Here is a 26,374-nt window from a genome sequence, read left to right on the forward strand (position 1 = left end):
GGTGGAATAGTGAAAGAAGAGAAATATGAAGACAAACTCCTGAAAGTCCTGCGCGCGGTAGCGCCTGGAACTCTGCTGCGTGAAGGTTTAGAGAATATTTTAAAGGCCAAGTCAGGCGGGCTGATTGTTATCGGGGACTCGCCGGAGGTAATGGAAATAACGGAAGGCGGGTTCTATGTCAATGCGGATTATACCCCGGCCAATTTATATGAGTTGGCTAAAATGGACGGCGCAATTATTCTCAGTAATGATGCGAAAAAAATATTAAGGTTCAACGCTCAGTTAGTCCCCAATCAGAATATACCCTCAAGCGAAACAGGCATTCGTCACCGCTCGGCTGAAAGGGCTGCCAAACAAACTGGAAATATGGTAATAGCCATTTCCCAGCGCCGTAGTGTAATCACTGTTTATCAAGGCGCTTTAAAGTATGTGCTAGGCGCCCTGGGTGTTGTTTTGGCCAAGGCAAACCAGGCGATTCAAACTTTGGAGAAATACCGTTCAGTTTTGAACAAGGTTCTGGTAGGGCTTAGCATTCTTGAGTTTGAGGATTCAGTAATGCTTTATGATGTTGCCAAGGCTATTCAGCGGACAGAAATGGTTTTGCGCGTGGTTAATGAAGTTGAAAGATATACTAGCGAGCTAGGTGTTGAGGGGCGTTTAATTACCATGCAGGTGGAAGAATTGACGGTTAATGTGAAAGAAGAAGGATTGCTGGTTATTCAAGATTACGCGACTATGGCCGGTGAAAAGCACCCTTCAAGTATTCTTAACGTAATCGGCAGTTGGCCCGCGGAGGATTTGCTGGACCTGTCGTTGATTACCCGCGCTCTGGGCTATCCCGGCAATGCCAGTATTCTGGAACAGCATGTATCCCCGCGGGGGTTCCGTGTTTTGGAGAAAATACCCAGGTTGCCCTTGCCGGTAATTGATAATCTGGTGAAAACTTTCGATAATCTGAAAAGAATCCTGGTTGCGACGATTGAGGAACTGGACGAAGTGGAAGGCATTGGCGAGGTCCGCGCCAGATCGATTAAAGAAGGGTTGAGCCGTTACCACGAGCAATTGATGCAAGAGCGTCACGGGTAACAAATTTTTAATCCTTATCAGTTAAACATGTTGACAGTGCCGTACGGCTATGCTAAAATTATAGTTTATTTGACAGGGGCTAGACTCTATGCTATAATTTATACATGGGAAATATTCGAAGGAGGATAGCGCCTTGTTCAAAATTGGTGATAAAGTGGTATACCCGATGCACGGCGCCGGTGTTATTGAGGCCATTGAGGAGAAAGAGGTTTTGGGGGAAAAACGGCAATATTATATACTACGGCTCCCGGTTGGTGATATGAAAGTAATGATTCCAATAACCAACGGCGGGGGTGTAGGTCTAAGAGAAGTTATCGACCGGGAAGGGGTGCAGCGAGTTTTTCACATCCTGCGCGAACAATCTTCGGCAATGTCACCCAATTGGAACCGGAGATACCGCGCCAACCTGGAAAAGATAAAAAGCGGTAACATCTATGAAGTCGCTGAAGTGGTGCGCAATCTGATCAAGCGAGATCGGGAAAAAGGGCTGTCTTCCGGTGAAAGAAAGATGTTGGAAAATGCCAGGCAAATTCTAATAAGCGAACTGGTGCTTGCTACAGAACTCGAGGAGGATAAAGCTCAATCTTTACTTGATGGTGCCTTCGCTTGATAACGTCAGTTATCGCTGGCGTTATTTATTTTATTTCCCATAAAACGGTAATATTTACGGTTGAAGTAGTAATATAAAAAGAAATATAATATTGTTATGGAGCAAATAATATTTTCGTGGGAGGAGGTGAAAAAATGGTCAAAAAGGTTATTTATATTGTTCTGGTAGCCGGTTTTACCGGACTGGGATTCGCCGCCGGCCTGAGTTTAATCGATAGCGGTTTGGTTGCTTTTATTAACAATCTGCCCCAACAGCTCAAGTTTGGTCTTATTGGTCTTTCAACATTAATCGGTTTGTTTGCCGGGATTCCTGTTTCCCCGCTGCTTATGCGTGGCGCTGTACGGCTGACAGTATTTATTGAACAATATCTCCAGCGTACACCGACTCAGGATTTGGTAATGGGTTCGATTGGTTTGATTATTGGACTTATCATAGCTAATTTAATGGGTTCTATTCTATCTTATATGGGCTGGATCGGCAAAGTAATCTGGCTGCTGGTCACGTTGCTTTTATCCTACCTGGGATTAAGTATCGGCATAAAAAAGAGGGAGGATCTGCTTGCTCTTTTTGCTAGTTTCTCCAAATTCGGCAAGGAGCGCAGCCCCAAGTCGGATAACCGCAGCGGTAATTCTAAAATACTTGATACCAGCGTGATTATTGACGGCAGAATCGCTGATCTGTGTGAAAGTGGTTTTATTGAAGGGACATTAATTATTCCTGCTTTTGTGATTGAGGAACTGCGCCACATTGCTGATTCCTCTGATCTCCTGAAAAGGAACAGGGGGCGGCGGGGCCTGGATATTTTGAATAAGATGCGAAAAAGGCTGGATATCAAAGTGCAGATTTATGACAATAATCGCGGGCTTGAAAGCGTTGTTGAGGTGGATTCCAAGCTTGTTAAATTAGGTCAGAAATTAAACGCCAAAATTATTACAAATGACTACAATTTGAATAAAGTAGCTGAATTGCAGGGTGTTAAAGTATTAAATATCAATGAGTTGGCCAATGCCATCAAACCGGTTGTGCTGCCAGGTGAGGAAATGGTTGTTCAGGTTGTCAAGGATGGGAAAGAAACTGGACAAGGAGTGGCTTACCTTGATGACGGCACGATGATAGTGGTGGAAGGCGGCAAGCGTTATATGAACCAGACTATGTCTGTTTTGGTGACCAGTGTGCTTCAAACAGCCGCCGGGCGGATGATTTTTGCCAGGCCTAAGTTTGAAAGAAAAGGTGAACCTGGCCCCGGCCATTATAATGAGGTGAATGTTATTGGTTAAAGTGGCGGCAGTTATACCGGCTGCCGGCCGCGGCGCCCGGATGGGGCTGCCGGTGAAGAAGCAATTTCTTCAGTTGGAGGGTATTCCGGTAATCGGTCACACATTGAAGGTAATTGCAGACAGTCCGGTTGTCCACGATATTGTCCTGGTGGCAAGTCCGGGAGAAGAGGCTTATTGCCGCAACGCGATTGTGGAGCGGTTTGGTATCCGTAAGATTGCAGCTATTGTACCGGGGGGAAGTGAGCGCCAGGAGTCTGTTTACAACGGCCTTCTGGCGCTTTCTGCCGATACGGACATCGTACTGATTCACGACGGCGCCAGACCGCTGCTTAGGCCGGAGGAGTTGCCGGCTATTGTGGACGCCGGTGCGAGATACGGCGCGGCAACCTTGGCGGTACCTGTGAAAGATACGGTAAAACTGTCTGGGGAAGATGAATTTGTCGCGGGCACACTGCCGCGGGAACGCTTATGGCTGACTCAAACGCCTCAAGCCTTTCGTTATCAACTGATTATTGAAGCGCACCAAAGAGCGATGCAGGGGAAATATACCGGAACCGACGATGCCGGGCTGGTTGAAATACTGGGGCAGCCGGTCAAAATTGTAGCCGGTTCTTACGAGAACTTGAAGATAACCACGCCGGAAGATTTACTTGTCGCGTCTGCCATAATCAAGGCCAGACGCGCGAGTGGCTAAGTAAACGGGCTAGACAAGAGTAAATTGGCGACATTTTGTTCTTGCTTAAGAAATGATACTATCCATTGTTTTTTGGATAAGGACTTTTGGGTATACGTAAGTGGCGAATTTGTTATTATTTAGGAAATGGGTAAGTGGCCTTTGGGTATATAACACGGCTCATGTTCGGCCCTTATAATTGTTTGAGCTCTATCGCCCTCGGGTTCGGTCAAACTCGCTCGTTTCTCTCGCTCTTTTAATTAGGCCTCAAAATCGCCGTTTATATATACCCAAGGTCACTAAAGGCGAATTCGGAGGGAGTAACAATTGCGGATAGGGTTTGGTTATGACGTGCACCGTTTGGTGGCGGACAGGCCGTTGGTGCTAGGCGGGGTAAACATACCCTATGAAAAAGGGCTTTTGGGGCATTCCGACGCGGACGTGCTGGCGCATGCCGTGATGGATGCCCTATTGGGGGCCGCCGGGGAAGGTGACATCGGCAGGCACTTTCCAGACAGCGATCCGCAATATAAAGGGATCAGCAGTTTGAGCCTGCTGTCCAGAGTTGAGCATATCCTTAACGGAAAAGGGCTGACAGTTGGGAATATCGATTCTGTTATCGTTGCCCAGGCGCCTAAACTGGCGCCTTTCATGAATGAGATGAAAATAAAAATGGCAAAATCTTTGCGTACTGAGCCCTACCGGATAAATGTCAAAGCCACTACCACCGAAGGACTTGGTTTTACCGGCACCGGTGAAGGCATTGCCGCTTACGCGATAGCCCTGGTGTTGCCAGCCCGCTGAATGTGGTGTTATAATAAGCTACAATTATTACACCTACTACGCCGTGATAATCGGCGATATATTATGGGATGAGCATGTTAACAGCTACAAAATAGTTTAATAAAAGTATATAAATAATAATAAATCATTGACACGAACACCTGTTCTATTCTATGATGGATACAGGAGGTGCGTGGCATATGAGTGTTAAGTAAAATTTAGAGAGGAAAAGGTTTCTAAGCAGTTAAATCCGATGATGCGTCGCAAAGACACGCGGTGAAAGTCGGGCGCGGAGGTTAAATCAACCAGGCGGTGGGTAACACCCCCTTCCGGGCAGAACTGTAAAGCCAGGCGGCATGTCTGCCACCCGGAATATGGACGAGAGTCCATAGCTAAGCAGTTGAATCCTGTGAAACTGCCTCCCGTATAGTCGGGCGGGAGAGAAATCTAAATAGATGATTTGTTTAGATTTCAGAAACCAGGAACTGATATTGTCATCCGTTCGTGTGCGGTTTGCGCCCAGTCCTACCGGTCCCTTCCACATCGGCGGGGCGCGCTCGGCGTTGTTTAACTGGCTATTTGCCCGCCGTTACGGCGGTACGTTTATTGTAAGAATAGAAGATACCGACATGGAGCGTTCCACCAAGGAGTCGGAGGAAAATATACTTGCGGCTTTACGCTGGCTCGGCATGGACTGGGACGAGGGAGTGGAAGTCGGGGGACCGCACGGACCTTACCGGCAAACAGAAAGACTCGGTATCTACCGGGAGTATATTGAACACTTGCTGCAAGAAGGTCTCGCTTACCGCTGTTATTGCACAGAGGAAGAACTGGCGGCGGAAAGGGACGCGCTTTTGAAGAAAGGCGAGATGCCCAGATATTTAGGCCGTTGCCGCAACTTGTCCCCGGAAGAACAATCCTGGTTGGAGGCTGCCGGCCGTCAGCCCGTTATACGTTTCCGGGTTCCAGAAGGTAAAGTGGTCAACGTCAATGACTTGGTACGTGGAGATGTGTCTTTCGAGTGCAACGGTATCGGAGACTTTATTATATTAAAGTCTGATGGTATTCCCACCTACAATTTTGCCGTGGTTGTTGACGATCATTTAATGTCGGTGAGCCACGTAATCCGGGCGGAAGAGCACTTGCCGAACACTCCGAGACAGATTTTGTTGTACGAGGCTCTTGGTTGGCCTTCACCTGAATTCGCCCATGTGTCGCTTATTCTGGGGAAAGACCGGAGTAAAATGAGCAAGCGCCACGGCGCTACGGCGGTTGAGCAATATCAGGAAAAAGGGTACTTGCCCGAGGCGTTGGATAACTTTTTGGCTCTCCTGGGCTGGTCGCCCGGGGGTGAAGAGGAAATTCTTACTATTGAAGCTTTAAAACAGCAGTTTTCCCTGGAAAGAGTGGCTAAAAGCCCCGCTGTATTTGACCTTGATAAATTGAACTGGCTGAACGGGCATTATATCCGGCAGGCGCCCTTGGGAGAAATTACGGATTTGGCCATCCCTTATTTAGAAAAAGCCGGGTATATTACGACACCGTTATCGCAGCCAAAATACGAATGGGTTAAAATGGTGGTGGATGCCGTCAGGGAATACCTCACCTGTTTATCGGAGATTACCGGCCATGTAGCTTTCTTTTTTGCGGACATGATTGAGGTGAAAGAGAATGAGGCAAAAGAAATTCTGTCAGGTGAGCAGGTGCCGGCAGTGTTGGCCGCCTTGCGCAATAAAGTGGCCGGCAGCGGTGAGTTGACTAATTCCGAGGCGAAGCTTTTGTTAAAAGAAGTCGGCAAGGAAACCGGTTTCAAAGGCAAGCAGGTGTTTATGCCAGTGCGGGTAGCGCTGACCGGCAGCACCCACGGACCCGAACTCAATCAGGTTATGGTCATCCTCGGCAAAGATAAAATTTATAGCCGCCTTGACAGGGCGTTGGACATGATTTCACGATGAAGCAAATTTGTCAGTAGACAGTAGTCAGTATTCAGTAGTCAGACGACTATGAAGCTTCGCTTCACCATCATATCGATGAAAATTGGTAATGTTTATTTTGAAGGAGAATAAGAGAACGGTTTATCGTCTATCCGGGTGTTTCCGAAGCATAAGATATACGGTTCGTCGTCGCAATTTTGGGGTGTCGCCGTCTTATAACAGCGAACATTGCAGTATATTTCCATAAACGTAGCAAAACGAATAAAATCTGCTATCTAAATATTGTACGGGGTTCTGTTGAAGAATACCGGTATTACCTGATTCTTGCGAAAATATTGGATACAATGATATTTCCAAAAACAAAACTTTAATTTACAAAAAGTTAGTAATTCCTGTAGCATTTGAACGGGTTATTCTGACTACTGGCTACTGAATACTGACTACTGAATTGAAGGAGGCCGGACGATGGAGATTTACAATACCATTACCAGACGCAAGCAGACCTTTCAACCGCGGGAACCCGGCAAGGTAGGCATATATGTCTGCGGTCCCACTACCTATAACTACATTCACCTCGGCAACGCGCGGCCGTTGGTTTTTTTTGACACTGTCCGACGGTATTTGAAACATAAAGGCTACGACGTGACATATGTACAAAATTTTACCGATATGGATGACAAGATTATTAAGCGTGCCGGGGAGGAAGGGATGAATCCCCCTGACCTGGCAAGTAAGTATATCTCTGAATTTTTTAAGGACGCGGATAATCTGAATGTTTGGCGCGCGGATAAAAACCCGAAAGTAACCGAGCATATCCCGGATATCATCGATATGGTGGATAAGCTGGTGCAAAACGGGACGGCTTATGTGGTTGACGGCGACGTTTATTTTGAAGTGCGGAAATTCGCCGGTTATGGCAAACTGTCCGGCCGGAGCCTTGAGGATATGCAGGCCGGGGCGCGTGTCGACGTGGACGAGCGGAAACGTGATCCGATGGACTTCGCCCTTTGGAAGTCCGCCAAACCTGGCGAACCGTCATGGGACAGCCCTTGGGGGCCTGGACGGCCGGGTTGGCATATTGAATGTTCCGCCATGTCGCTGAAATACCTTGGCTCAAACTTCGACATCCACGGGGGCGGGTTTGACCTGGTTTTCCCACACCACGAGAATGAAATAGCCCAGAGTGAAGCGGCCACTGGCGAGCCTTTTGTCCGCTACTGGATGCATAACGGTTTTATCACTGTAAATGAGGAGAAAATGTCCAAGTCTCTCGGGAACTTTTTCCTGGTGCGTGATATTTTGGGGAAATATCCTGGGGAACTGGTCCGGTTCTTTTTGTTGTCCACTCATTACCGGAGCCCGCTGGACTTTGATGATGAAAAACTTTCCGCTGCCGGGCGGGGGCTGGAGAGGATCAAGACCGGCTTACGTTTACTGTCCGAAGCCCTGAGCAAACCCCGGAAAGAAGGGGATACGCTGGTGTCAGCGGAGCTCGGCGCCGCGCTGGATTCTCTAAAAAGCTCGTTTGAAGCCGCGATGGACGATGACTTTAACACTGCCCTGGCCATTAGTGTTATTTTTGACCTCACCAGAGAAGTGAACACCGCCGTCCAGCGGTTGGGAGGGACATTGTCACCTTCGGACCGCGAGGTTCTGCTGAAAGCGAAGGAATTATTCATCTCGTTTAACGATGTGATCGGTATTTTCAAGGTTGACAAAAACACGGGTGATATAATCCTGGATAATGTGCCGGATGACAGCGCCGGGCTGGTCGAAGGGCTGATCAACCTGGTTATTGAGGTGCGGCAGGAAGCCCGCAAAAAGAAGGATTGGGCTTCAGCCGACCGGATCAGGGATGGGCTTAAAGAACTTGGCGTTATTCTGGAGGATACCCCGCAGGGAGTTCGTTGGAAAAAGCAGGGATAGGATTGCTGTTAAGCTTAACGGATATTGGAATTGGTCAGGTCGAACGCCCCGGTGAACTGCCGGCGCTGGTCCTGGCTTATGTAGGGGACGCTGTTTATGAACTGGCAGTGCGCAGCCATCTTGTCGGGCGCGGTGCTGTTAAAGTAAACCGGCTGCACAAAGAAGCGGTTAAATATGTAAATGCCATGGCGCAAGCCCGGGTGTTGCGCGCCCTGGAAGGAAGACTTACCGAAGAAGAAGCGTCAATATCACGCCGCGGCCGGAACGCAAAATCACCCCACATTCCACGTAGCGCCGGGGTAATCGAATACCGGCAAAGCACTGCTCTGGAATGCCTGATCGGTTACCTCTATTTGAAAGGAGATACCGCCCGGCTCGGCGAGATCATTAAAGCGGCACTGGAAGCAGCGGGCGAAGAAGTGCCATGGGAGAGTGAATAAGCTTGAATAAAAATTATGTCGGTGAAGGTAAGGTTCAGCTTATTGCCGGCGGGGGTAAGATTTATACAGATATTGCTGCCAGGTTTGTTGGTTCTGAGAAATCCTTAGATGAGATTATCGCCAGGCCTTACTCTAAGGAATTGGTTCTAAGAATTGTGAACAGCGGGCATAAAGCAGCTGTTGAATTTGATTATTTTATTTTTGGAATAGAGGGTTTTGCCAGGGTCACAGAAATTCAGCTGGTCAGAAAAAGAATAGCTTCGTACATGATTAAAACCGGACGTTTGAATAAAGATGGAAAAAGATCGTTCGATATCGTTATACCAAAAAATATTGAGAATAACAGAGTTAGCTATAAGTTGCCGGTAGGGGCGTTAACTCTAACTGATGGAACGCCCTTGCAAAATTATCTGCCTGATGAAGTAGTCGAACTAAACTATAATATTGGTGTGGATGAAATTCTGGATATGATAGAAAATTGGTACGAGGCCGGAGTAAGAGATGGTTTTCCGGAAGAGGACTTGAGGTACTTAAAACCACAAGCGACAGAATTCAAAGCAATAATAGGCATGAACGCGCATGCATTATCAGACTGGTTCAGTATTCGTTGTTGTAAAAGAGCGCAAGATGAAATTAGGGATTTGGCAAATAAAATGTTAGCGCTTTGTAAAGCGGCGGCGCCTGACTTATTTATTAATGCCGGGCCAAATTGTAAGGTTTTGGGCTATTGTCCCGAAAATGAAATGCAGCATCAAGACTGCCGGGGGAAGGTTATAATTAAAGCTGAAGCGATGAAATTACTAAAGGAAGCTAGGATAAAAAAATAAGTATTCAGGAGTCAGGAGTCAGGAGTCAGAATAACTAAAAAAGATTAAGAAATTTTTTATTCTGACTCCTGACTTCTGAATTCTGACTACTGATTAAGGAGAGAGTCACCTGGACGACATTATAGCGGGCCGCAACCCGGTGCGTGAAGCGCTGCGGGGCGGCAGGCCGATTAATAAGATATTGATGTCTAAGGAAAGTAATTCGGGACCCTTGCAGGAAATTTTTGCTTTAGCCAGGGGTAAAGGCATCCTTGTGCAAAAGGTGGAAAAACAAGGGCTGAATAAGTTTGTATCGGAAACCTCTCATCAGGGAGTTATCGCTTTGGTATCGCCCAAGGCTTATGTGGCGGTCGAAGACATCATAGAGGCGGTACAGCCGGGCGAGGAGCCTTTTTTAATCCTGCTTGATGAAATCAGCGATCCCCATAATCTGGGGGCGATCCTGCGTACAGCGGATGCAGCGGGTGCGCATGGGGTGATTATCCCGCGTCGCCGTTCTGCCCCGTTAACGCCCACCGTGGCCAAATCGTCCGCCGGTGCAATTGAATATGTGCCTGTGGCCAGGGTTGCAAACATTGCCCAAACAATCGAAACCTTGAAAAAAAGAGGGATTTGGCTCATCGGGGCTGATGCGGGCGGTCAGGAGCTTTACTGGGATGTCCGGCTGGACGGGCCGCTCGCGCTGGTGATTGGCGGTGAGGATAAAGGCCTGGGCCGGTTAGTGAAGGAAAAGTGCGATATCTTAGTGCGGTTACCGATGTCGGGCCAGGTTAATTCGTTAAACGCTTCCGTTGCTGCCGCCCTGCTTGCCTACGAGGTAGTCCGGCAGAGGAGAAAGGCCTTGGAGCATGCAGGAGTATCTCATAGTTGACGGCTATAACATAATATTCGCCTGGCCTGAATTTGAAAAATTCAAGGAATCAAGTCTTGATCATGCCAGGTCAAAACTTGTGGCAATTTTAGCCAATTATTCGCCGCTCTCCGGGCAAAAGGTTGTAGTAGTCTTTGACGCTTATCAGCAAAAAAATATTACCGGCAAAGCGGAATTTATCGACGGTGTGGAGGTTGTTTATACGCAGCATGGAGAGACGGCAGACACTTTAATTGAGCGGTTGGCCGGAGATCTCTCAAAAGACGGCTTGGTTTATGTGGCCACTTCGGACTGGGCGGAGCAGGGGATTATATTTGGCCGGGGAGCTTATCGCATTACCCCCGGTGAGTTGCGAATGCAAGTTAACCATGTCAAACAGGAAAACGAAGAACTATGGTCAGAGTCTAAACCGGTGGACAGTTATCTGGAGAACCGGCTATTAGAAAAGGTTCGCTTGAAATTGGAAAAGTGGCGAAGAGAAAAGGGGTAACCGTCAATGTTAGGCTTGTTTAATTTTCCTTGACGAGTTTCCGCCCCTTCGCTATAATAGTATGGTAAAGGAACGGGAAAACTAAATAGTTTTGATGCCTTAACCAGTGGAAATAAAAGATAGTTCCGGGTTATTAGCCCGGACTTTATTATCAGATAAGGGAGAGGTTTTTTGTTTTTTACCGTCGGTAAAAGAGACAGAGCGGGGGGATAATGTGAGTCTTCAAGCCCAAAGGGAAATTCTGAACGTGTATCAGCTAAGCGTTGATGAGGAGGTAGTGGAGTTTGCCCGTGAAGGTGACGATGACGCGCTGGAATTTTTAATTAATAAATACAAAAATTTTGTCCGGGCAAAAGCTAGATCCTACTTCCTAATCGGGGCAGACCGGGAGGATATCATCCAAGAGGGCATGATTGGTTTGTATAAAGCTATCAGGGACTTCCGGGCGGACAAGCTCTCATCTTTTCGCGCTTTTGCCGAGTTGTGCATAACAAGGCAAATTATCACCGCTATCAAAACAGCGACCAGGCAAAAGCATATCCCCTTAAATTCCTACGTTTCTTTAAATAAACCTATCTATGATGAAGACTCTGACCGTACTTTGCTGGACATCATTTCCGGTTCTAAGATTGCTGACCCTGAAGAATTAATTGTATCCAAAGAAGAATTTGATAATATAGAGGAAAAAATGGGTGAAATCCTGAGTTCGCTGGAATGGAAAGTATTGATGTCCTATCTTGAAGGAAAATCATACCAGGAAATAGCCGAAGACTTAAAACGTCATGTTAAGTCCATTGATAATGCTTTGCAACGGGTTAAGCGAAAATTGGAGCGCTATCTGGAAAAGCGCGAAGTGTGAATCAAATAATTAATTATCTAACCAATATCTAACTAAATAATGATTTACTCCTTTTGCCTGTATTTCCGGTTTTGAGTAGATTCTGCCGGGGTGGGAGGGGTTTTGTTGTTTTGCCCGCATGGTATTGACAGCAGTAAGATTATCACTTATAATGTTTATTGTGTCACTGCCGGCGTAGCTCAATTGGCAGAGCAGCTGATTTGTAATCAGCAGGTTGCGGGTTCGAGTCCCATCGCCGGCTCCACAAATGCTGATTTCAAGTTAGTTATTATCGCGGGGTAGAGCAGCTGGTAGCTCGTCGGGCTCATAACCCGAAGGTCAGGGGTTCAAATCCCCTCCCCGCAACCAGATGAGATATCTCGCAGCGATTGCGAGGTTTTTTATTTTAAGCAATTCGGGAGATCAACATGAGCACTGATTTAATCGTTAGGATTTTAAAAAAGATACCTTTTTTCGAAGGCCTGGATGCCCGGACATTGGAATTCTTTGCCCGCTGTGCGACCCTTATAAAGGTGAAAAAGGGCGAAATGATTTTTCGGGAAGGTCAAACTAGTGACAAGATGTATATCATTGTGCAGGGAAAGGTGGAAATTTCCAGGACCGGCAAGGATGGACAAGTAAGAATATTAGCCCAGTTGGAGCACCCGGATATGCTGGGTGAAATGACTTTGCTTGACGGAAAGCCCAGATCGGCCACAGCGATAGCTGGGGAAGATAGTATCTTATTTAGTTTGTCCCGGCAGGATTTTCAAATTTTCTTAAAATCTAATTTTCCCGTGGCCTTAAAGATCATCGAAACACTAAGTCTGAGGTTGAGGACCGCTGACGAACAGCTGGGACAGAGCTGATAGCGGTCAGCCTTTTTATCGCTGGGGCTTGACATATGTTTCTGAATTATGCTAAACTACGGTATGCGGCTAAGCGAGAGTTGAAGTTTATGAAAAAAAATAGCTGCTAAATTTTTGCCACTATAGCTCAGTAGGTAGAGCGCATCCTTGGTAAGGATGAGGTCACCGGTTCAATCCCGGTTAGTGGCTCCAAAAACGGAAACAAGAGGTCAGAGGTCAGAAGTCAGATTAAGAAAGAAATCGTTTAAAGACGATTTCCAATAAACAATCTGATATCCGACATCGGACATCCGACTACTGATAAGGCGGCGTAGCTCAGCTGGTTAGAGCACACGGTTCATACCCGTGGTGTCCGGGGTTCAAGTCCCTGCGCCGCTACCAATGAAGAGAAGCCAGTGATATGATCACTGGTTTTTGTTTTTATGAACAAAGGTCGCCAAAGGCAAATTTATTCCTTATCACTTGCTAAGAAAGGTCAGCGAAGTCTGATTTGCTGATGATAATCAAGCGTATGGTATAAATAGGCAGAAAGATTGTTAAAATAAGACTAGGTGCCCGGGGAAACTATTGACATGACAATTTAATTGTGATAAATTCAGTAAGGTTAATTCTCAAAAAGGTGCAGAATTTTTTTTTAGTTTTGGGGGAGGTGGCTTTAGTGAGAGTAGGAGTTACATTAGCATGTACTGAGTGTAAACGTAGAAATTACACCACTATGAAGAACAAGAAAAACGATCCCGGCAGGATCGAAATGAAGAAGTACTGCAGGTTTTGCCAGACCCATACCTTGCACAAGGAAACAAGGTAGGAACGGTTATCTTTTGGAATACTAGCCGCATTCTGGTCTGATGGTATACGCCGGTATTATTTCAGGTCGGGCGCGTTTTAGATAAAAGTTAAGGATGTGGCGTTATATGGCCTTAATGAAGAAACAGGATAACAATAATAAAAAAGAATCGTACAAAAAAGAAACCAACCTGAAAGAAGCGTCAAAAAAAACCCTTGCAGATAGTAAAGAAAAGAAAGTGTTGGTAAAAAAAGATTCCGGTAAGGTTGTCGCTAAGAAAGACAGGGTGAACCGGGTCGAACAGATAAAGAAGTTTGCGCGGGGAGTAATGAATGAGTTAAAAAAGGTCCATTGGCTAAATGGCCGTGAGGTTGTTATATACACTTCGGTAGTATTGTTGGCGGTTTTATTTGTAGGTTGCTTAATTTGGTTGTTCGATTCAGTGTTGAGTGTGGTCCTGAAACTGATAATGCAAAGATAATTTTCCTTAAGGGGGTTAGGGACCTAAGGCCAAGAAAAGGGGTCCCTTGTATTTTATGATAAAGAAATGGTATGTTGTACATACCTATGCCGGCTATGAAAATAAGGTAAAAGCAAACCTCGAAAAACGGATCGATTCCATGGGGATGGAAGAAAAGATTTTCCGTATACTCGTGCCGATGGAAGATGAAGTTGAAATAAAAGACGGTAAAAAGAAGATCTCCAAGCGAAAAGTTTTTCCGGGGTATGTGCTGGTTGAGATGTTTATGACTGACGATTCCTGGTATGTCGTGCGCAACACCCCCGGGGTGACAGGTTTTGTAGGTTCAGGCTCAAAACCTATCCCTTTGAATGACGATGAGGCCAGGCAGATTATCAGACAGATGGGAGTTGACGAGCCCCGGACGCGGATTATTCTTTCCGTAGGTGAAAATGTTCGCGTTATATCAGGCCCTTTTGAAAATTTCATCGGGATAATTGAAGATGTCAGCACGGAAAAACAAAAAGTAAGAGTATTAATCTCCATGTTTGGACGGGAGACCCCGGTTGAACTGGATTTTAGTCAGATAGAGAAGACTTCTTAACTTTTGAACAGGAGGTGTAATGCAAATGGCAAAAAAAGTTTCAGCCATAATAAAACTGCAAGTTCCGGCAGGCAAGGCCACCCCGGCGCCGCCGGTGGGTCCGGCTCTGGGACAGCATGGTGTTAATATCATGGCTTTTGTAAAGGAATATAATGAACGTACCGCTTCTCAGGCCGGTCTGATTATTCCGGTTGAGATTACTGTTTTTGAAGATCGTTCCTTTACTTTTGTGACCAAAACTCCGCCCGCGGCTGTCCTGCTTAAGAAAGCGGCAGGGATTGAAACAGCTTCCGGCGAACCAAACCGTAAAAAAGTTGCGAAACTTCCTCTCGCCAAAGTCCGTGAGATTGCTGAAATAAAGATGCCTGACCTTAACGCCGCCAGTATCGAGGCGGCAATGCGGATGGTTGAAGGAACTGCCCGCAGTATGGGTATTGAAATCGTGGAAGGTTGACAAATTAATGTGTATGGCAAGTGGGAGGAAAAATTTCCGCTAAGACCACAAGGAGGAATAATGTTATGCCAAAGCATGGTAAAAAATATTTGAATGCAGTGAAGGAATTTGAACGCAATGCGGTTTATGAACCGGCTGATGCGCTTGAACTGGTAAAAAAAATAGCCCCCGGAAAATTCGATGAAACTGTTGAAGTATCCATCCGGCTGGGCGTGGATCCCCGCCACGCCGATCAGCAGGTGCGTGGCGCGGTTGTACTGCCGCATGGAACAGGTAAAACCCGCACCGTACTAGTGTTTGCAAAGGGTGATAAGGCTAAAGAAGCTGAAGAATCTGGCGCTGATTTTGTAGGAGCGGAAGATATGATAGCCAAGATTCAACAAGAAGGTTGGCTGGGATTTGATGTAGCTATTGCAACCCCGGATATGATGAGCACTGTAGGCAAATTGGGGCGGATTCTGGGGCCCCGCGGCCTGATGCCCAATCCAAAAACCGGAACCGTTACCTTTGACATCACCAAAGCCGTACAAGAAGTAAAGGCTGGTAAAATAGAGTACAGGGTAGATAAAGCGGGCATTATTCACGCCCCGATCGGCAAAGTTTCTTTCAGCGTCGAAAAGCTCCAGGAAAACCTGCGCACTTTGATGGACGTCCTGAACAGGGCTAAACCTGCCTCTGCTAAAGGTCAGTATCTCAAAGGCATTTCTCTGTCATCTACTATGGGACCTGGAATCAAGGTTAATACTCAAAAAGCTTCTTTCTAGCGTTCTATATGAAGTTATAGATATTGTGTAATCCTATGGACTTGCATGAGGGGCGATTTTAAGGCCTGATTAAAAGAGAGAACCCTCGGAATAGCCGAGGGAACGTACAACTCAATAATAAGCTGTGGACAGCCGGTGCGTTTGCATAATGGCCCGAAAGCCGCCGGCCGAGGCCTATCTCTTTACTGCGTATAAATTACGAGGCCTCTGTGTTTTGTCCACAGAGGCCATTTTGGTTGTGAGTCGTTGGTCGTTGGTCGTTTAGATTGTTTGTTGGAATTCGCCTTGCGAATTCCTTCTATCCCAACCACCAACCACTAACCACCAACCGCCAAGAGGGGAGGTGTTATCAAAGAGTGCCTATCTCAAAAGCAAAAAAAGATGAAATTCTTTTAGATTTAAAAGAAAAATTTGAGGGATCTACAGTATCGATCTTTGCTGATTACCGTGGTTTGAATGTCAGCGAGGCGACGAAGCTGCGCCGGAAACTCCGGGAAGCGGGTTGTGAATTCAAGGTGGCAAAGAATACCTTGACCGGCTTGATGGTTAAACGTCTTGGCATTGAAGGTATTGAACCATACCTGGAGGGTCCTGTGGCGATTGCCTTTGGAAAGGATCCGGTGGCGCCGGCCAAAATACTTGCCGATTTTATCCGTGAGACTAAAAAAATGGAGATTAAGGCTGGTATTCTGGAAGGAAAGGTAATTGACGCCAGGGGTATTAAAAATCTGGCTGATTTGCCCCCGCGTGAAGTTCTTCTGTCTAAAGTGCTGGGCGGCATGCAGTCTCCGCTTTATGGTTTTGCAAGTGTGCTTCAAGGTACTATCCGTAGTTTTGTTTACACACTGGAAGCAGTTCGCAAACAGCGCGCAGGTGAAGCTTAGTTGGATTTTATTTTGATAAAAAAGACTTATTATTGAAAGGTAGGTTACGTAAATGTCCAAGGTGCAAGAAATTCTTGAAGCAGTAAAAGGTATGACTGTTCTGGAGTTATCTGAATTAGTCAAAGCTTTTGAGGAGGAATTCGGCGTGAGCGCAGCCGCTCCGGTGGCTGTTGCAGCCGCTCCCGGGGCCGCTCCGGCGGCAGCCGCTGAAGTGGAGGAACAGACAGAATTTGATGTAATCCTTACCGCCGTTGGCGACAAAAAGGTTAATGTGATTAAGGTGGTCAGGGAAATCACCACACTTGGCCTGAAAGAAGCGAAAGATCTGGTCGACGCGGCGCCGAAAGCCGTCAAGGAAAAGATTAATAAACAAGAGGCTGAGGAAATAAAAGCCAAGCTTACCGATGCCGGCGCCACTGTGGAAATCAAGTAGGCAGCCAGATGCGATAATCCGAAAAGGGGCCTCCGGCCCCTTTTTTAGTGGAATCCAACAATTATGAGGCCGAACATGAGCCGTGTTGTATGTCCAAAGGTCACAGAAAGGTTCAGTAAATTAGTTCTCTTTTTTATCAAATAATACCTTGACAAACATAATTTGATATGCTAAAATTACAAAATGTCATTAAAAATTGTAGTATATCTATGTATTGGATTATAATTTATGATGGCGCATAAAATCTATGTAAAATAATGTATTTTTTCATTATTTTGGCAATAATATTTAAGATAGTCTGATTTTGTATAAAGCGAGGTATTGTAAAGAAAACAAAGCCTTGCTTTTCATTGTCTCGGTTTAAACGTGTAGCAAAATCCCTCTTGGGATTTGTGAGTAATAGGACACGCTAGCGGTTTTTCAGTGCTGTTTTTTGCTAACTGGCCGGTAGTAGCGCCCATGGAAAAGTAATCGGTACAAGTATTCTTCTTATTTTGAGACGGGGGTGTGAGGCGCTAGATGATTTATCCCGAGAAGGTGGGGGGCAGGGGCCGAAAGAGTTTCGCTAAGCTAAAAGAGGTTCTTGAACTGCCTAACCTTATTGAGGTCCAGCGCAATTCCTACGATTGGTTTTTAAAAGAGGGGTTAAGAGAGGTTTTCCAGGATATATCTCCCATACAGGATTTTACCGGAAACCTCGTTCTTGAGTTTTTAGATTATACCCTCGGCGATCCAAAATACTCGGTGGAGGAGTGTAAAGAGAGGGACGTGACCTTTGCCGCGCCTTTACGGGTCAAGGTGCGTCTAATCAATAAAGAAACCGGGGAGGTCAAAGAACAGGAAGTCTTTATGGGAGATTTCCCCTTGATGACCGAAAAGGGCACTTTTATCATCAACGGAGCTGAGCGTGTGATTGTAAGCCAGTTAGTCCGTTCACCCGGTGTTTATTTTAATGAAATTATTGATCCAACCGGAAAAAAACTTTACACGGCCACGATAATACCTAACCGGGGCGCTTGGCTGGAATTTGAAACTGATATTAATGACCATGTCTTTGTTAGGATTGACCGTACCAGGAAAATATTGGCCACTGTTTTGGTGCGCGCGCTCGGTTACAGCACCAATACAGTGATTAACGAGCTTTTTAACGGTGATAAAAGTATTCAGGAAACCTTGTCCCGGGATAATTGCGATTCCGAAGAAGAGGCGCTGGTAGAAATCTACAAGCGCTTGCGCCCTGGGGAACCGCCAACAGTTGAAAGCGCGAAATCGCTTTTGGAAGCGCTCTTTTTTGATCCTAAACGCTATGATTTGGCTAATGTCGGCCGTTATAAGATTCAAGAAAAACTGCAGCATGGCATTCTTTACCGTTACGGCGAAAACGCCAAAGGGGAAACAGATTTTGATCCTTATTTAAAAAAGGAATTGCCTAAAGAACGTGAATTCATAAGAGAGTTGACCAGGGAAGACATTATTGAGACAATCAGGTACTTGCTGGGTTTGGTGAATTCCGAAGGCCACGTGGACGATATCGATCACCTTGGTAACCGGCGTTTGCGTTCAGTTGGCGAGTTGTTGCAGAACCAGTTCAGGATTGGTTTGTCCAGAATGGAGCGGGTAGTCCGAGAGAGAATGACAATTCAGGATGTAGACGTGATTACGCCGCAGGTATTGATTAACATTCGCCCGGTGGTTGCCGCCATTAAAGAATTCTTTGGGTCGAGTCAATTGTCGCAGTTCATGGATCAGACCAACCCGCTTGCCGAGCTTACCCATAAGAGACGTCTTTCCGCCCTTGGACCGGGTGGTTTGTCGCGGGAACGGGCGGGTTTTGAGGTGCGTGACGTTCATAATTCACACTATGGCCGGATGTGTCCGATTGAAACACCTGAAGGTCCCAACATCGGCTTGATCGGCTCGCTCAGCACCTATGCCAGGATCAACCCGCTTGGTTTCATTGAAACGCCTTATCGCAAAGTCGATAAAAATAATAAACGGGTTACCGACGAAATAGTTTATCTCACCGCCGATAAAGAAGAAGGTTACGTCATAGCCCAGGCCAACGCGCCTTTGGATGAAGAAGGTCGTTTTCAGGAAAACCGGGTCAACGCCCGATCCCCTGAAATCGTGGTAGTTCCCGCTGACCGGGTGGATTTCATGGATGTGTCGCCAAAACAGGTCTTCAGTATTGCGACGGCGCTAATTCCGTTTCTTGAGCACGATGACGCAAACCGGGCCTTGATGGGAGCAAACATGCAACGCCAGGCCGTGCCTTTATTAAAAACACAGGCGCCCCTGGTCGGCACCGGGATTGAATATAAAGCCGCCAGGGATTCCGGTGTGGTGGTAATTGCCAAAAATCCGGGTGTCGTCGGGCAAGTGACCGCAAACGACATTATTATTCAGACTGATGCCAGGTATGAGGGAACATGGCCTTACGATATATCAACCGAAACAAAGGAACCGTTGGCTAATAAAGGCGATATAATTACCGAAGCGGCGGTAGAACTGCTGAAGAAAAAAGGTTTGCTGGAAGAAATCACTACCCATTCGAGACAAACTATGTACCGGCTGAAAGTGTATAATGTTCCAGTTTCACAAGTTATGGATGAAAAGAAATACCATGTGCCTGAAATTAAAGAAATTAAAGCCTTGAATGATATTTATGCGCCTGAAACCGCAGAGATTCTCATTAAAAAAGATGAAAAAATAAGCAAAGGGAGTTTAGATCGTCTGGATCAGGCCGGAGTCAAGGTCCTTTCGGTAACAGTTGGTTTGAATCTGGTTTACCGGCCACCGGGCACTGATAGATACAAATTATTGAAGTTTACTCGCTCCAACCAGGGCACATGTATCAACCAAAAGCCCATTGTACAGCTAGGTGAACGTGTGGAAGCGGGACAGGTTATAGCCGACGGCCCTTCCACCGACTACGGCGAACTGGCGCTTGGCAGGAATATTCTGGTAGCCTTTATGCCCTGGGAAGGTTATAATTATGAAGACGCTATACTTGTAAGTGAGAAAGCGGTAAAAGAGGACTTCTTTACTTCGATTCATATTGAAGAATATGAATGTGACGCCCGCGATACCAAGTTGGGCCCCGAGGAGATTACCAGAGATATTCCCAATGTAGGCGAGGAGATTTTAAAAGACCTGGACGCGCGGGGGATTATCCGGACAGGTGCGGAAGTGCGGCCGGGTGACATTCTAGTCGGCAAGGTAACACCAAAAGGGGAAACTGAATTAACCGCCGAGGAACGTCTCTTGCGTGCTATATTTGGTGAAAAAGCGCGGGAGGTAAGGGATACTTCTCTTAGGGTGCCGCATGGTGAAGCAGGTAAAATTGTCGATGTGAAGGTTTTTTCTAGAGATAACGGAGATGAACTGCCGCCTGGCGTGAACCAGTTGGTGCGGGTTTATATAGCCCAAAAAAGGAAAATTTCTGAAGGCGACAAGATGGCCGGCCGCCACGGTAATAAAGGTGTTATTGCCCGTATCCTGCCGGAAGAGGATATGCCTTTTCTGCCGGACGGCACACCGATAGAAATTGTTCTGAACCCATTGGGCGTGCCTTCCCGGATGAATATAGGGCAGGTTTTGGAGGCGCACCTTGGATGGGCCGCTAAGGCGCTTGGTTATCATGTGGCCACGCCGGTGTTTAATGGAGCCTCGGAAAAAGATATTCTTGATAAATTGAAAGAAGCAGGACTGTCGGAAAACGGTAAGATGACGTTGTACGACGGGCGCACTGGAGAGCCTTTTGACAATCCGGTGACAGTGGGTTACGTATATATGCTTAAACTCGCCCACCTGGTAGACGACAAGATTCACGCGCGTTCCACCGGACCTTACTCTCTGGTTACCCAACAGCCGCTGGGCGGCAAAGCCCAGTTTGGCGGACAGCGTTTCGGTGAGATGGAAGTGTGGGCGTTGGAGGCTTATGGTGCGGCCTATACTTTGCAAGAGATCCTGACCGTAAAATCTGACGACGTGGTGGGACGGGTAAAAACTTACGAGTCCATCGTTAAAGGCGAAAATGTGCCTGAGCCAGGTGTCCCTGAGTCCTTCAAGGTACTGATAAAAGAGTTGCAGAGCCTTGGACTGGACGTCAGGGTATTATCCGAAGACGACCGGGAAATCGAAATTAAGGAAGTTGAAGAGGATATCACTGAAACCGCGAAAGAACTGGGTATAGACATACAGCAAGAAGAATTGCCTGAAGTCGTTAGTGACGAAGATTACGACGGCGATATAGATGAAGAAGAGTTTAATGATGATTATCAGGAAGATGATTTCGAACTGGAAGATGAGTAGCTCCTGAAGGAGGGATTCTTTTGCTGGAATTAAATAATTTTGACCGTATTCGTATCGGCCTGGCATCTCCCGAGCAAGTCATTAGCTGGTCCAGCGGCGAGGTTAAAAAACCTGAAACAATCAACTACCGTACTTTGAAACCGGAAAGGGACGGGTTGTTCTGTGAGCGTATTTTTGGGCCGACCCGTGACTGGGAATGTCACTGTGGCAAATATAAGCGTGTCCGCTACAAGGGAGTGGTTTGCGACCGGTGCGGAGTAGAGGTGACCCGTTCCAAAGTGCGCCGGGAGCGCCTCGGTCATATCAAACTTGCCGCTCCGGTTTCACATATATGGTATTTTAAAGGTATTCCCAGCCGGATGGGTCTGTTGCTGGATATGTCCCCACGCGCTTTGGAAAGGGTATTATATTTTGTTTCATATATTGTGACTGATCCCGGCGATACCGGGTTAATCAAGAAGCAGTTGCTTACCGAAACGGAGTACCGGGAAAACAGGGAAAAATACGGCAACACTTTTAAAGCGAGCATGGGTGCTGAAGCCATTAAAGTTCTTTTGGAGGAAATTGATCTGGAGGAACAGGCTAAAGAGCTTCGCCAGGAATTGAGAGACGTTACCGGCCAGCGTAAAATCAGGGCAATCAGGCGTCTGGAAGTGGTGGAAGCTTTCCGCAAGTCAGGAAACCGGCCCGAGTGGATGGTGCTGGATGTTGTTCCGGTTATTCCTCCCGAGCTTCGCCCGATGGTTCAGCTGGATGGCGGACGTTTTGCCACGTCCGACTTGAATGATTTATACCGCAGGGTGATTAACCGCAACAACCGTCTAAAAAGATTGCTGGATCTCGGCGCTCCGGATATTATTGTCAGAAATGAAAAAAGAATGCTCCAGGAGGCTGTTGATGCCCTGATTGACAACGGTCGCCGGGGTAGGCCGGTTACAGGCCCGGGCAACCGCCCGTTGAAATCGCTGAGCGATATGCTGAAAGGAAAGCAAGGCCGTTTTCGCCAGAACCTTCTGGGCAAACGGGTTGATTACTCCGGCCGCTCAGTTATAGTCGTCGGTCCGAATCTGAATATCCACCAGTGCGGCTTGCCTAAAGAAATGGCTATTGAGTTGTTTAAGCCTTTTGTCATGAAACGCCTGGTGAATGACGGTCATGCCCATAACATAAAAAGCGCTAAACGCATGGTTGAGAGAGTGCGTCCGGAGGTTTGGGATGTGCTTGAAGATGTTATCAGCGAACATCCTGTTCTGCTTAACCGTGCTCCAACCTTGCACCGCTTGGGCATCCAGGCTTTCGAACCAACGCTGGTGGAGGGAAAGGCCATTCAGATCCACCCGATGGTTTGTACCGCTTATAACGCTGACTTCGACGGCGACCAAATGGCCGTGCACGTGCCCCTGTCCGCGGAAGCGCAATCCGAGGCCAGGTTGCTGATGCTTTCATCGAATAATATTTTGAACCCTAAGGACGGCCGCCCGGTAGCCATACCTACTCAGGACATGGTTTTAGGCATCTACTACCTAACTTCGGAAGAGCCCGGAGTAAAGGGTGAAGGAAAGTTTTTTAAAGACAGTGAAGAGGCTGTAATGGCTTATTACAACGATGTTATTTCGCTGCATGCCAGGATAAAAGTGCGGATGCCCGACAGAAGCATGCTTGAAACTACTGTCGGCAGGGTTATTTTTAATGAGGTTATACCTCCTGAATTAGGTTATATTAACCAGATAGCGGATAAAAAAGTGCTGAGCCGGATTGTTGATGAATGTTACCGGCAACTGGGTTTCTCGGCTACCACCAAATTGCTTGACGGAATTAAAAAGCTCGGTTTTACTTTTGCCACTAGGGCGGGAGTCACCATTGGCATTCAAGACATAACAATTCCGGAACAGAAAAAAGAAATTCTCAGAGATGCCGAAAAACAGGTTGAAAAAGTCGAGTTGCAGTACCGTCGTGGCTTGATTACGGAAGATGAGCGGTACCGGAAAGTGATTGGGATATGGAACGACGCGACGAAAAATGTTACCGACGCGCTGGTTGAAACGCTTAACCGGTTCAACCCGGTTTATATGATGGCCAATTCCGGCGCCCGCGGAAATATCCAGCAGATCCGCCAGCTTGCCGGGATGCGTGGTTTGATGGCCGATCCTTCCGGCCGGATTATCGACCTGCCGATCAAGGCGAACTTCCGGGAAGGCCTTACCGTTTTGGAATACTTCATTTCTACTCACGGCGCCAGGAAAGGTTTGGCTGATACGGCGCTGCGCACGGCTGACTCCGGCTACCTGACCCGCCGTTTAGTGGACGTCGCCCAGGATGTGATTGTCAGGGAAATTGACTGCGGCACTTCGCAGGGCATTACAGTTGAGGAGATTAAAGACGGCACCGAAGTTATTGAAAAGATTGAAGACCGGATTATCGGAAGGGTAGCGATTGAGGATATCAAGGTGGAGATAGACGCCGGCGACGAGCTGGAAGAGGACATTATCATGCCGGCGACCGGTGAGGTGCTGGTGCGAAAACACACAATTATTGATCAGGAGCATTTGAATAAAATACGGCAGGCCGGCGTCGCCTTGCCGCAAAGGACCCTGGTACGCGCTGATGAAGAAATCACTGAAGAACACGCTGATCGAATTGTTAGAGCAGGTATAAAAAAAGTAAAGATTCGTTCCGTTTTAACCTGTAAGACCCGTTATGGCGTATGCATCAAATGCTACGGACGCAACCTGGCTACCGGCCGCAATGTCGACATCGGTGAGGCCGTTGGCACCATCGCCGCTCAGAGCATCGGCGAGCCGGGCACCCAGCTTACCATGCGCACCTTCCATACCGGCGGCGTGGCCGGGGATGATATTACCCAGGGCTTGCCGCGTGTGGAAGAACTTTTTGAGGCCCGGCGCCCCAAAGGTCAAGCTATCATTGCCGAGGCGGACGGCGTGGTCGAAGTGCGGGAAATTAAAGGACGCAAAGAAATTGAAGTTACCACAGAGGACGGCGAGAAAGCCGTTTATCAAGTGCCTTACGGCGCCCGTCTTAAAATTAAAAACGGCGACCGGGTCGACGCCGGTGACGAGCTGACAGAAGGGTCGGTAAATCCGCATGACCTGCTCAAGATCAAAGGGGTTCAGGGCGTGCAGATTTATCTTCTTCAAGAGGTTCAGCGGGTTTACCGGCTGCAGGGTGTGGATATTAACGACAAGCATATTGAAGTAATGATTAGACAAATGCTGCGGAAAGTTAAACTGGATGACTCCGGTGACACCGACCTGCTGCCGGGTGGTCTGATTGATATATTCGAGTTTGAAGATGAAAATACCCGGATTGAAGCGTTAGGAGGCGAACCCGCCACCGCCAGGGCGGTGCTGCTGGGGATTACCAAGGCTTCTCTGGCTACAGATTCATTTCTGTCCGCCGCATCTTTCCAGGAGACTACCAGGGTGCTTACCGAAGCGGCCATTAAGGGCAAGTTGGACCCGCTTATCGGCCTGAAAGAAAACGTGATCATCGGCAAGCTTATTCCTGCCGGCACGGGGATGTCCCGCTACCGCAACATCAGTATCAGTATATTAGATGAAGAAGGCATGGAAGATCAGGATTATGAAAGTGATGAAGATATCCTCGAAAGTGATCAAGTGCAGGATGATTTTCTGACGACGACTACTGTATAGCTCTACTTGAGGGTCAGTAGTCAGTAATCAGTAGTCAGTATTCAGTAGTTGGAATGGGAGAACGGTTTTATCGTCACCGCGGCATTCTGAATTCTGACTACTGAATTCTGAATGCCTGAACAGTACAATATTGACAATGGCATCTTGTGGTGATAAGATACTAAAGTGTCCGGATTTCAGGGGGTTAAGCTGTTATGGCTTATGAGTTGCTGCTATCAGCGCGAAAAAAAACCGTAGGCGCTAAACAGACATTGAAAGCCATTGAGCGGGGGCAGGCCAAAGTGGTATATATAGCTCAAAACGCTGACAAGCATGTGGTCGAACCAATCTTCCGGATTTGCGCTTCAAAGGGTATCCGAGTAATCCAGGCAGAATCCATGCAGGCGCTGGGAAAGGCCTGTGGTATTGAAGTACGCTGTGCTTCTGCGGCTGTTATTGAGGAATAAATTTTGTATGATTAGAGCCGGGAAGGAGGTGTTTTATAAGTGCCAACTATTAGCCAACTGATCCGAAAGGGCAGGGAGGAAATTATTAAAAAGTCTACCGCGCCGGCTCTAAAGGAGAGCCCTCAGAAACGGGGCGTTTGTACCAGGGTATACACGACTACACCGAAGAAGCCCAACTCCGCTTTACGTAAAGTTGCCCGGGTCAGACTTACCAACGGCATTGAGGTAACCTCCTACATTCCGGGCATCGGGCATAACCTGCAAGAGCACTCGGTTGTTCTGGTGCGCGGCGGCAGGGTAAAGGACATACCGGGTGTCAGATATCATATTGTTCGCGGCTCACTGGATTCCGCAGGCGTTCAGAACAGGAAACGGGGACGTTCAAAATACGGTTCGAAGCGGCCTAAAAAATAAGTGTTGACTATATATTCGTGGCAAAGGGGGGAAATTTTTTGCCGAGAAGAGGGGCTATTGCCAAACGGGAAATCCTACCGGACCCCGTATACCGGAGCAAGGTTTTAACCAAGTTGATCAACCAAGTGATGTTAGATGGTAAAAAAAGTCTTGCCGAGGCGGTTGTCTACGGTGCGTTGGATATAATCCAAGAAAAAACGAGTAAAAACCCGTTAGAAGTATTTGAACAGGCGATGAAAAATATTATGCCGGTGCTTGAGGTAAAGGCCCGCCGGGTTGGTGGGGCTAACTATCAGGTTCCGATAGAAGTGCGGCATGACCGCAGGCAGACGCTGGGCATTCGCTGGCTGACCCGGTATTCCAAGGAGCGGGCCGGCCGGACCATGGCCGAAAAGCTTGCCGGTGAAATTATGGACGCGGCTGCAAATACAGGCGGTTCCGTAAAGAAGAGAGAAGACACTCATAAAATGGCGGAAGCTAATAAAGCATTTGCGCATTACCGGTGGTAAGGGGGAGCTT

At 47.3% G+C, this 26,374-nt stretch carries 26 protein-coding genes, 4 tRNA genes and 1 other annotated feature; all 30 genes read left to right on the top strand.

The genetic code is table 11. The annotated features are described in order from the left end of the window. Positions 1–6 precede the first annotated feature (6 nt). The 30 genes from disA (at position 7) to rpsG (ending at position 26,364) form a co-directional block, all read left to right on the top strand. Positions 7–1,086: a DNA integrity scanning diadenylate cyclase DisA gene (disA, locus tag L7E55_RS03920; RefSeq protein WP_277442869.1), complete on the top strand. Its 1,080-nt coding sequence runs from the start codon at positions 7–9 to the stop codon at positions 1,084–1,086. Positions 1,087–1,219: 133 nt separating this feature from the next. Then, on the top strand, positions 1,220–1,696 hold the full coding sequence (locus L7E55_RS03925; RefSeq protein WP_277442748.1) for a CarD family transcriptional regulator: 477 nt from the start codon (positions 1,220–1,222) through the stop codon (positions 1,694–1,696). A 134-nt stretch (positions 1,697–1,830) separates the two neighbouring features. Further along, a complete protein-coding gene (locus tag L7E55_RS03930) occupies positions 1,831–2,973 on the top strand; it encodes a PIN/TRAM domain-containing protein (RefSeq protein ID WP_277442749.1) in 1,143 nt (380 codons plus the stop codon). After that, complete coding sequence (gene ispD / locus L7E55_RS03935; protein ID WP_338091157.1) at positions 2,960–3,667, top strand: 2-C-methyl-D-erythritol 4-phosphate cytidylyltransferase; 708 nt, start codon at positions 2,960–2,962, stop codon at positions 3,665–3,667. The genes L7E55_RS03930 and ispD overlap by 14 nt, the downstream gene beginning before the upstream one ends. A 306-nt stretch (positions 3,668–3,973) precedes the next feature. After that, the gene (gene ispF, locus L7E55_RS03940) at positions 3,974–4,450 is read left to right on the top strand and encodes a 2-C-methyl-D-erythritol 2,4-cyclodiphosphate synthase (protein WP_277442750.1); all 477 of its coding nucleotides are present in this window, start codon (positions 3,974–3,976) and stop codon (positions 4,448–4,450) included. Between the two features lie 434 nt (positions 4,451–4,884). Further along, on the top strand, positions 4,885–6,384 hold the full coding sequence (gene gltX / locus L7E55_RS03945; protein WP_277442751.1) for a glutamate--tRNA ligase: 1,500 nt from the start codon (positions 4,885–4,887) through the stop codon (positions 6,382–6,384). A gap of 176 nt (positions 6,385–6,560) precedes the next feature. Next, on the top strand, positions 6,561–6,734 hold the full coding sequence (locus tag L7E55_RS17665; RefSeq protein ID WP_420852005.1) for a four helix bundle protein: 174 nt from the start codon (positions 6,561–6,563) through the stop codon (positions 6,732–6,734). Between the two features lie 94 nt (positions 6,735–6,828). Beyond that, the gene (gene cysS, locus L7E55_RS03950; RefSeq protein ID WP_277442752.1) at positions 6,829–8,289 is read left to right on the top strand and encodes a cysteine--tRNA ligase; all 1,461 of its coding nucleotides are present in this window, start codon (positions 6,829–6,831) and stop codon (positions 8,287–8,289) included. Between the two features lie 2 nt (positions 8,290–8,291). Next, entirely contained in the window at positions 8,292–8,729 is a 438-nt protein-coding gene (locus L7E55_RS03955; protein ID WP_277442754.1) for a Mini-ribonuclease 3, read from the top strand. A gap of 2 nt (positions 8,730–8,731) precedes the next feature. Continuing rightward, positions 8,732–9,556 (top strand): FAD-dependent thymidylate synthase, encoded by an 825-nt coding sequence (locus L7E55_RS03960; protein ID WP_277442756.1) that lies wholly within the window; start codon positions 8,732–8,734, stop codon positions 9,554–9,556. A gap of 109 nt (positions 9,557–9,665) precedes the next feature. Continuing rightward, positions 9,666–10,427 carry a 23S rRNA (guanosine(2251)-2'-O)-methyltransferase RlmB gene (rlmB, locus tag L7E55_RS03965; RefSeq protein ID WP_277442871.1) on the top strand — a complete coding sequence of 254 codons (762 nt, stop codon included), beginning with the start codon at positions 9,666–9,668 and terminating at the stop codon, positions 10,425–10,427. After that, positions 10,405–10,917: an NYN domain-containing protein gene (locus L7E55_RS03970; protein WP_277442757.1), complete on the top strand. Its 513-nt coding sequence runs from the start codon at positions 10,405–10,407 to the stop codon at positions 10,915–10,917. The genes rlmB and L7E55_RS03970 overlap by 23 nt, the downstream gene beginning before the upstream one ends. A 214-nt stretch (positions 10,918–11,131) precedes the next feature. Next, positions 11,132–11,776, top strand: a complete 645-nt coding sequence (gene sigH, locus L7E55_RS03975; RefSeq protein ID WP_240084342.1) for an RNA polymerase sporulation sigma factor SigH — start codon at positions 11,132–11,134, stop codon at positions 11,774–11,776. Positions 11,777–11,944: 168 nt separating this feature from the next. Next, positions 11,945–12,020, top strand: a tRNA-Thr gene (locus tag L7E55_RS03980). 28 nt (positions 12,021–12,048) lie between these two features. Further along, a tRNA-Met gene (locus L7E55_RS03985) sits at positions 12,049–12,124 on the top strand. 59 nt (positions 12,125–12,183) lie between these two features. Further along, positions 12,184–12,624 (top strand): Crp/Fnr family transcriptional regulator, encoded by a 441-nt coding sequence (locus tag L7E55_RS03990; protein WP_277442758.1) that lies wholly within the window; start codon positions 12,184–12,186, stop codon positions 12,622–12,624. Between the two features lie 116 nt (positions 12,625–12,740). Beyond that, positions 12,741–12,816 (top strand) — tRNA-Thr (locus L7E55_RS03995). 112 nt (positions 12,817–12,928) lie between these two features. Next, positions 12,929–13,005: transfer RNA gene (locus L7E55_RS04000), tRNA-Met, on the top strand. A gap of 277 nt (positions 13,006–13,282) precedes the next feature. Then, positions 13,283–13,432, top strand: a complete 150-nt coding sequence (gene rpmG / locus L7E55_RS04005; protein ID WP_240084340.1) for a 50S ribosomal protein L33 — start codon at positions 13,283–13,285, stop codon at positions 13,430–13,432. 106 nt (positions 13,433–13,538) lie between these two features. Then, positions 13,539–13,892, top strand: a complete 354-nt coding sequence (gene secE, locus L7E55_RS04010; protein ID WP_277442759.1) for a preprotein translocase subunit SecE — start codon at positions 13,539–13,541, stop codon at positions 13,890–13,892. A gap of 55 nt (positions 13,893–13,947) precedes the next feature. Further along, the gene (gene nusG, locus L7E55_RS04015) at positions 13,948–14,475 is read left to right on the top strand and encodes a transcription termination/antitermination protein NusG (protein WP_277442760.1); all 528 of its coding nucleotides are present in this window, start codon (positions 13,948–13,950) and stop codon (positions 14,473–14,475) included. A 25-nt stretch (positions 14,476–14,500) separates the two neighbouring features. Further along, entirely contained in the window at positions 14,501–14,929 is a 429-nt protein-coding gene (rplK, locus tag L7E55_RS04020; RefSeq protein ID WP_277442761.1) for a 50S ribosomal protein L11, read from the top strand. A 65-nt stretch (positions 14,930–14,994) separates the two neighbouring features. Beyond that, positions 14,995–15,693, top strand: coding sequence for a 50S ribosomal protein L1 (gene rplA, locus L7E55_RS04025; RefSeq protein WP_277442762.1), 699 nt, complete (start codon positions 14,995–14,997; stop codon positions 15,691–15,693). Between the two features lie 104 nt (positions 15,694–15,797). Next, positions 15,798–15,937: a sequence feature (ribosomal protein L10 leader region), on the top strand. A gap of 112 nt (positions 15,938–16,049) precedes the next feature. Then, positions 16,050–16,577, top strand: coding sequence for a 50S ribosomal protein L10 (rplJ, locus tag L7E55_RS04030; protein ID WP_277442763.1), 528 nt, complete (start codon positions 16,050–16,052; stop codon positions 16,575–16,577). A gap of 52 nt (positions 16,578–16,629) precedes the next feature. Next, a complete protein-coding gene (gene rplL / locus L7E55_RS04035; protein ID WP_277442764.1) occupies positions 16,630–17,010 on the top strand; it encodes a 50S ribosomal protein L7/L12 in 381 nt (126 codons plus the stop codon). Between the two features lie 519 nt (positions 17,011–17,529). After that, complete coding sequence (gene rpoB / locus L7E55_RS04040) at positions 17,530–21,324, top strand: DNA-directed RNA polymerase subunit beta (RefSeq protein ID WP_277442765.1); 3,795 nt, start codon at positions 17,530–17,532, stop codon at positions 21,322–21,324. Between the two features lie 20 nt (positions 21,325–21,344). After that, positions 21,345–24,995, top strand: coding sequence for a DNA-directed RNA polymerase subunit beta' (gene rpoC / locus L7E55_RS04045; RefSeq protein ID WP_277442766.1), 3,651 nt, complete (start codon positions 21,345–21,347; stop codon positions 24,993–24,995). Positions 24,996–25,189: 194 nt separating this feature from the next. Next, entirely contained in the window at positions 25,190–25,441 is a 252-nt protein-coding gene (locus tag L7E55_RS04050) for a L7Ae/L30e/S12e/Gadd45 family ribosomal protein (RefSeq protein ID WP_277442767.1), read from the top strand. Positions 25,442–25,480: 39 nt separating this feature from the next. Further along, positions 25,481–25,855: a 30S ribosomal protein S12 gene (gene rpsL, locus L7E55_RS04055; RefSeq protein ID WP_277442768.1), complete on the top strand. Its 375-nt coding sequence runs from the start codon at positions 25,481–25,483 to the stop codon at positions 25,853–25,855. Between the two features lie 38 nt (positions 25,856–25,893). Next, on the top strand, positions 25,894–26,364 hold the full coding sequence (gene rpsG, locus L7E55_RS04060; RefSeq protein ID WP_277442769.1) for a 30S ribosomal protein S7: 471 nt from the start codon (positions 25,894–25,896) through the stop codon (positions 26,362–26,364). Positions 26,365–26,374: the final 10 nt, after the last annotated feature.

Source organism: Pelotomaculum isophthalicicum JI, assembly GCF_029478095.1.
GTDB lineage: Bacteria > Bacillota > Desulfotomaculia > Desulfotomaculales > Pelotomaculaceae > Pelotomaculum_D > Pelotomaculum_D isophthalicicum.

Excerpts from the sequence above, each read along its gene's own strand:
- L7E55_RS03930 (WP_277442749.1), top strand. The coding sequence starts at position 1,831 with ATGGTCAAAAAGGTTATTTATATTGTTCTGGTAGCCGGTTTTACCGGA.
- ispD (WP_338091157.1), top strand. The coding sequence starts at position 2,960 with ATGTTATTGGTTAAAGTGGCGGCAGTTATACCGGCTGCCGGCCGCGGC.
- gltX (WP_277442751.1), top strand. The coding sequence starts at position 4,885 with ATGATTTGTTTAGATTTCAGAAACCAGGAACTGATATTGTCATCCGTT.
- cysS (WP_277442752.1), top strand. The coding sequence starts at position 6,829 with ATGGAGATTTACAATACCATTACCAGACGCAAGCAGACCTTTCAACCG.
- L7E55_RS03970 (WP_277442757.1), top strand. The coding sequence starts at position 10,405 with ATGCAGGAGTATCTCATAGTTGACGGCTATAACATAATATTCGCCTGG.
- L7E55_RS03990 (WP_277442758.1), top strand. The coding sequence starts at position 12,184 with ATGAGCACTGATTTAATCGTTAGGATTTTAAAAAAGATACCTTTTTTC.
- secE (WP_277442759.1), top strand. The coding sequence starts at position 13,539 with ATGGCCTTAATGAAGAAACAGGATAACAATAATAAAAAAGAATCGTAC.
- nusG (WP_277442760.1), top strand. The coding sequence starts at position 13,948 with ATGATAAAGAAATGGTATGTTGTACATACCTATGCCGGCTATGAAAAT.
- rplK (WP_277442761.1), top strand. The coding sequence starts at position 14,501 with ATGGCAAAAAAAGTTTCAGCCATAATAAAACTGCAAGTTCCGGCAGGC.
- rplA (WP_277442762.1), top strand. The coding sequence starts at position 14,995 with ATGCCAAAGCATGGTAAAAAATATTTGAATGCAGTGAAGGAATTTGAA.
- rplL (WP_277442764.1), top strand. The coding sequence starts at position 16,630 with ATGTCCAAGGTGCAAGAAATTCTTGAAGCAGTAAAAGGTATGACTGTT.
- rpoB (WP_277442765.1), top strand. The coding sequence starts at position 17,530 with ATGATTTATCCCGAGAAGGTGGGGGGCAGGGGCCGAAAGAGTTTCGCT.
- L7E55_RS04050 (WP_277442767.1), top strand. The coding sequence starts at position 25,190 with ATGGCTTATGAGTTGCTGCTATCAGCGCGAAAAAAAACCGTAGGCGCT.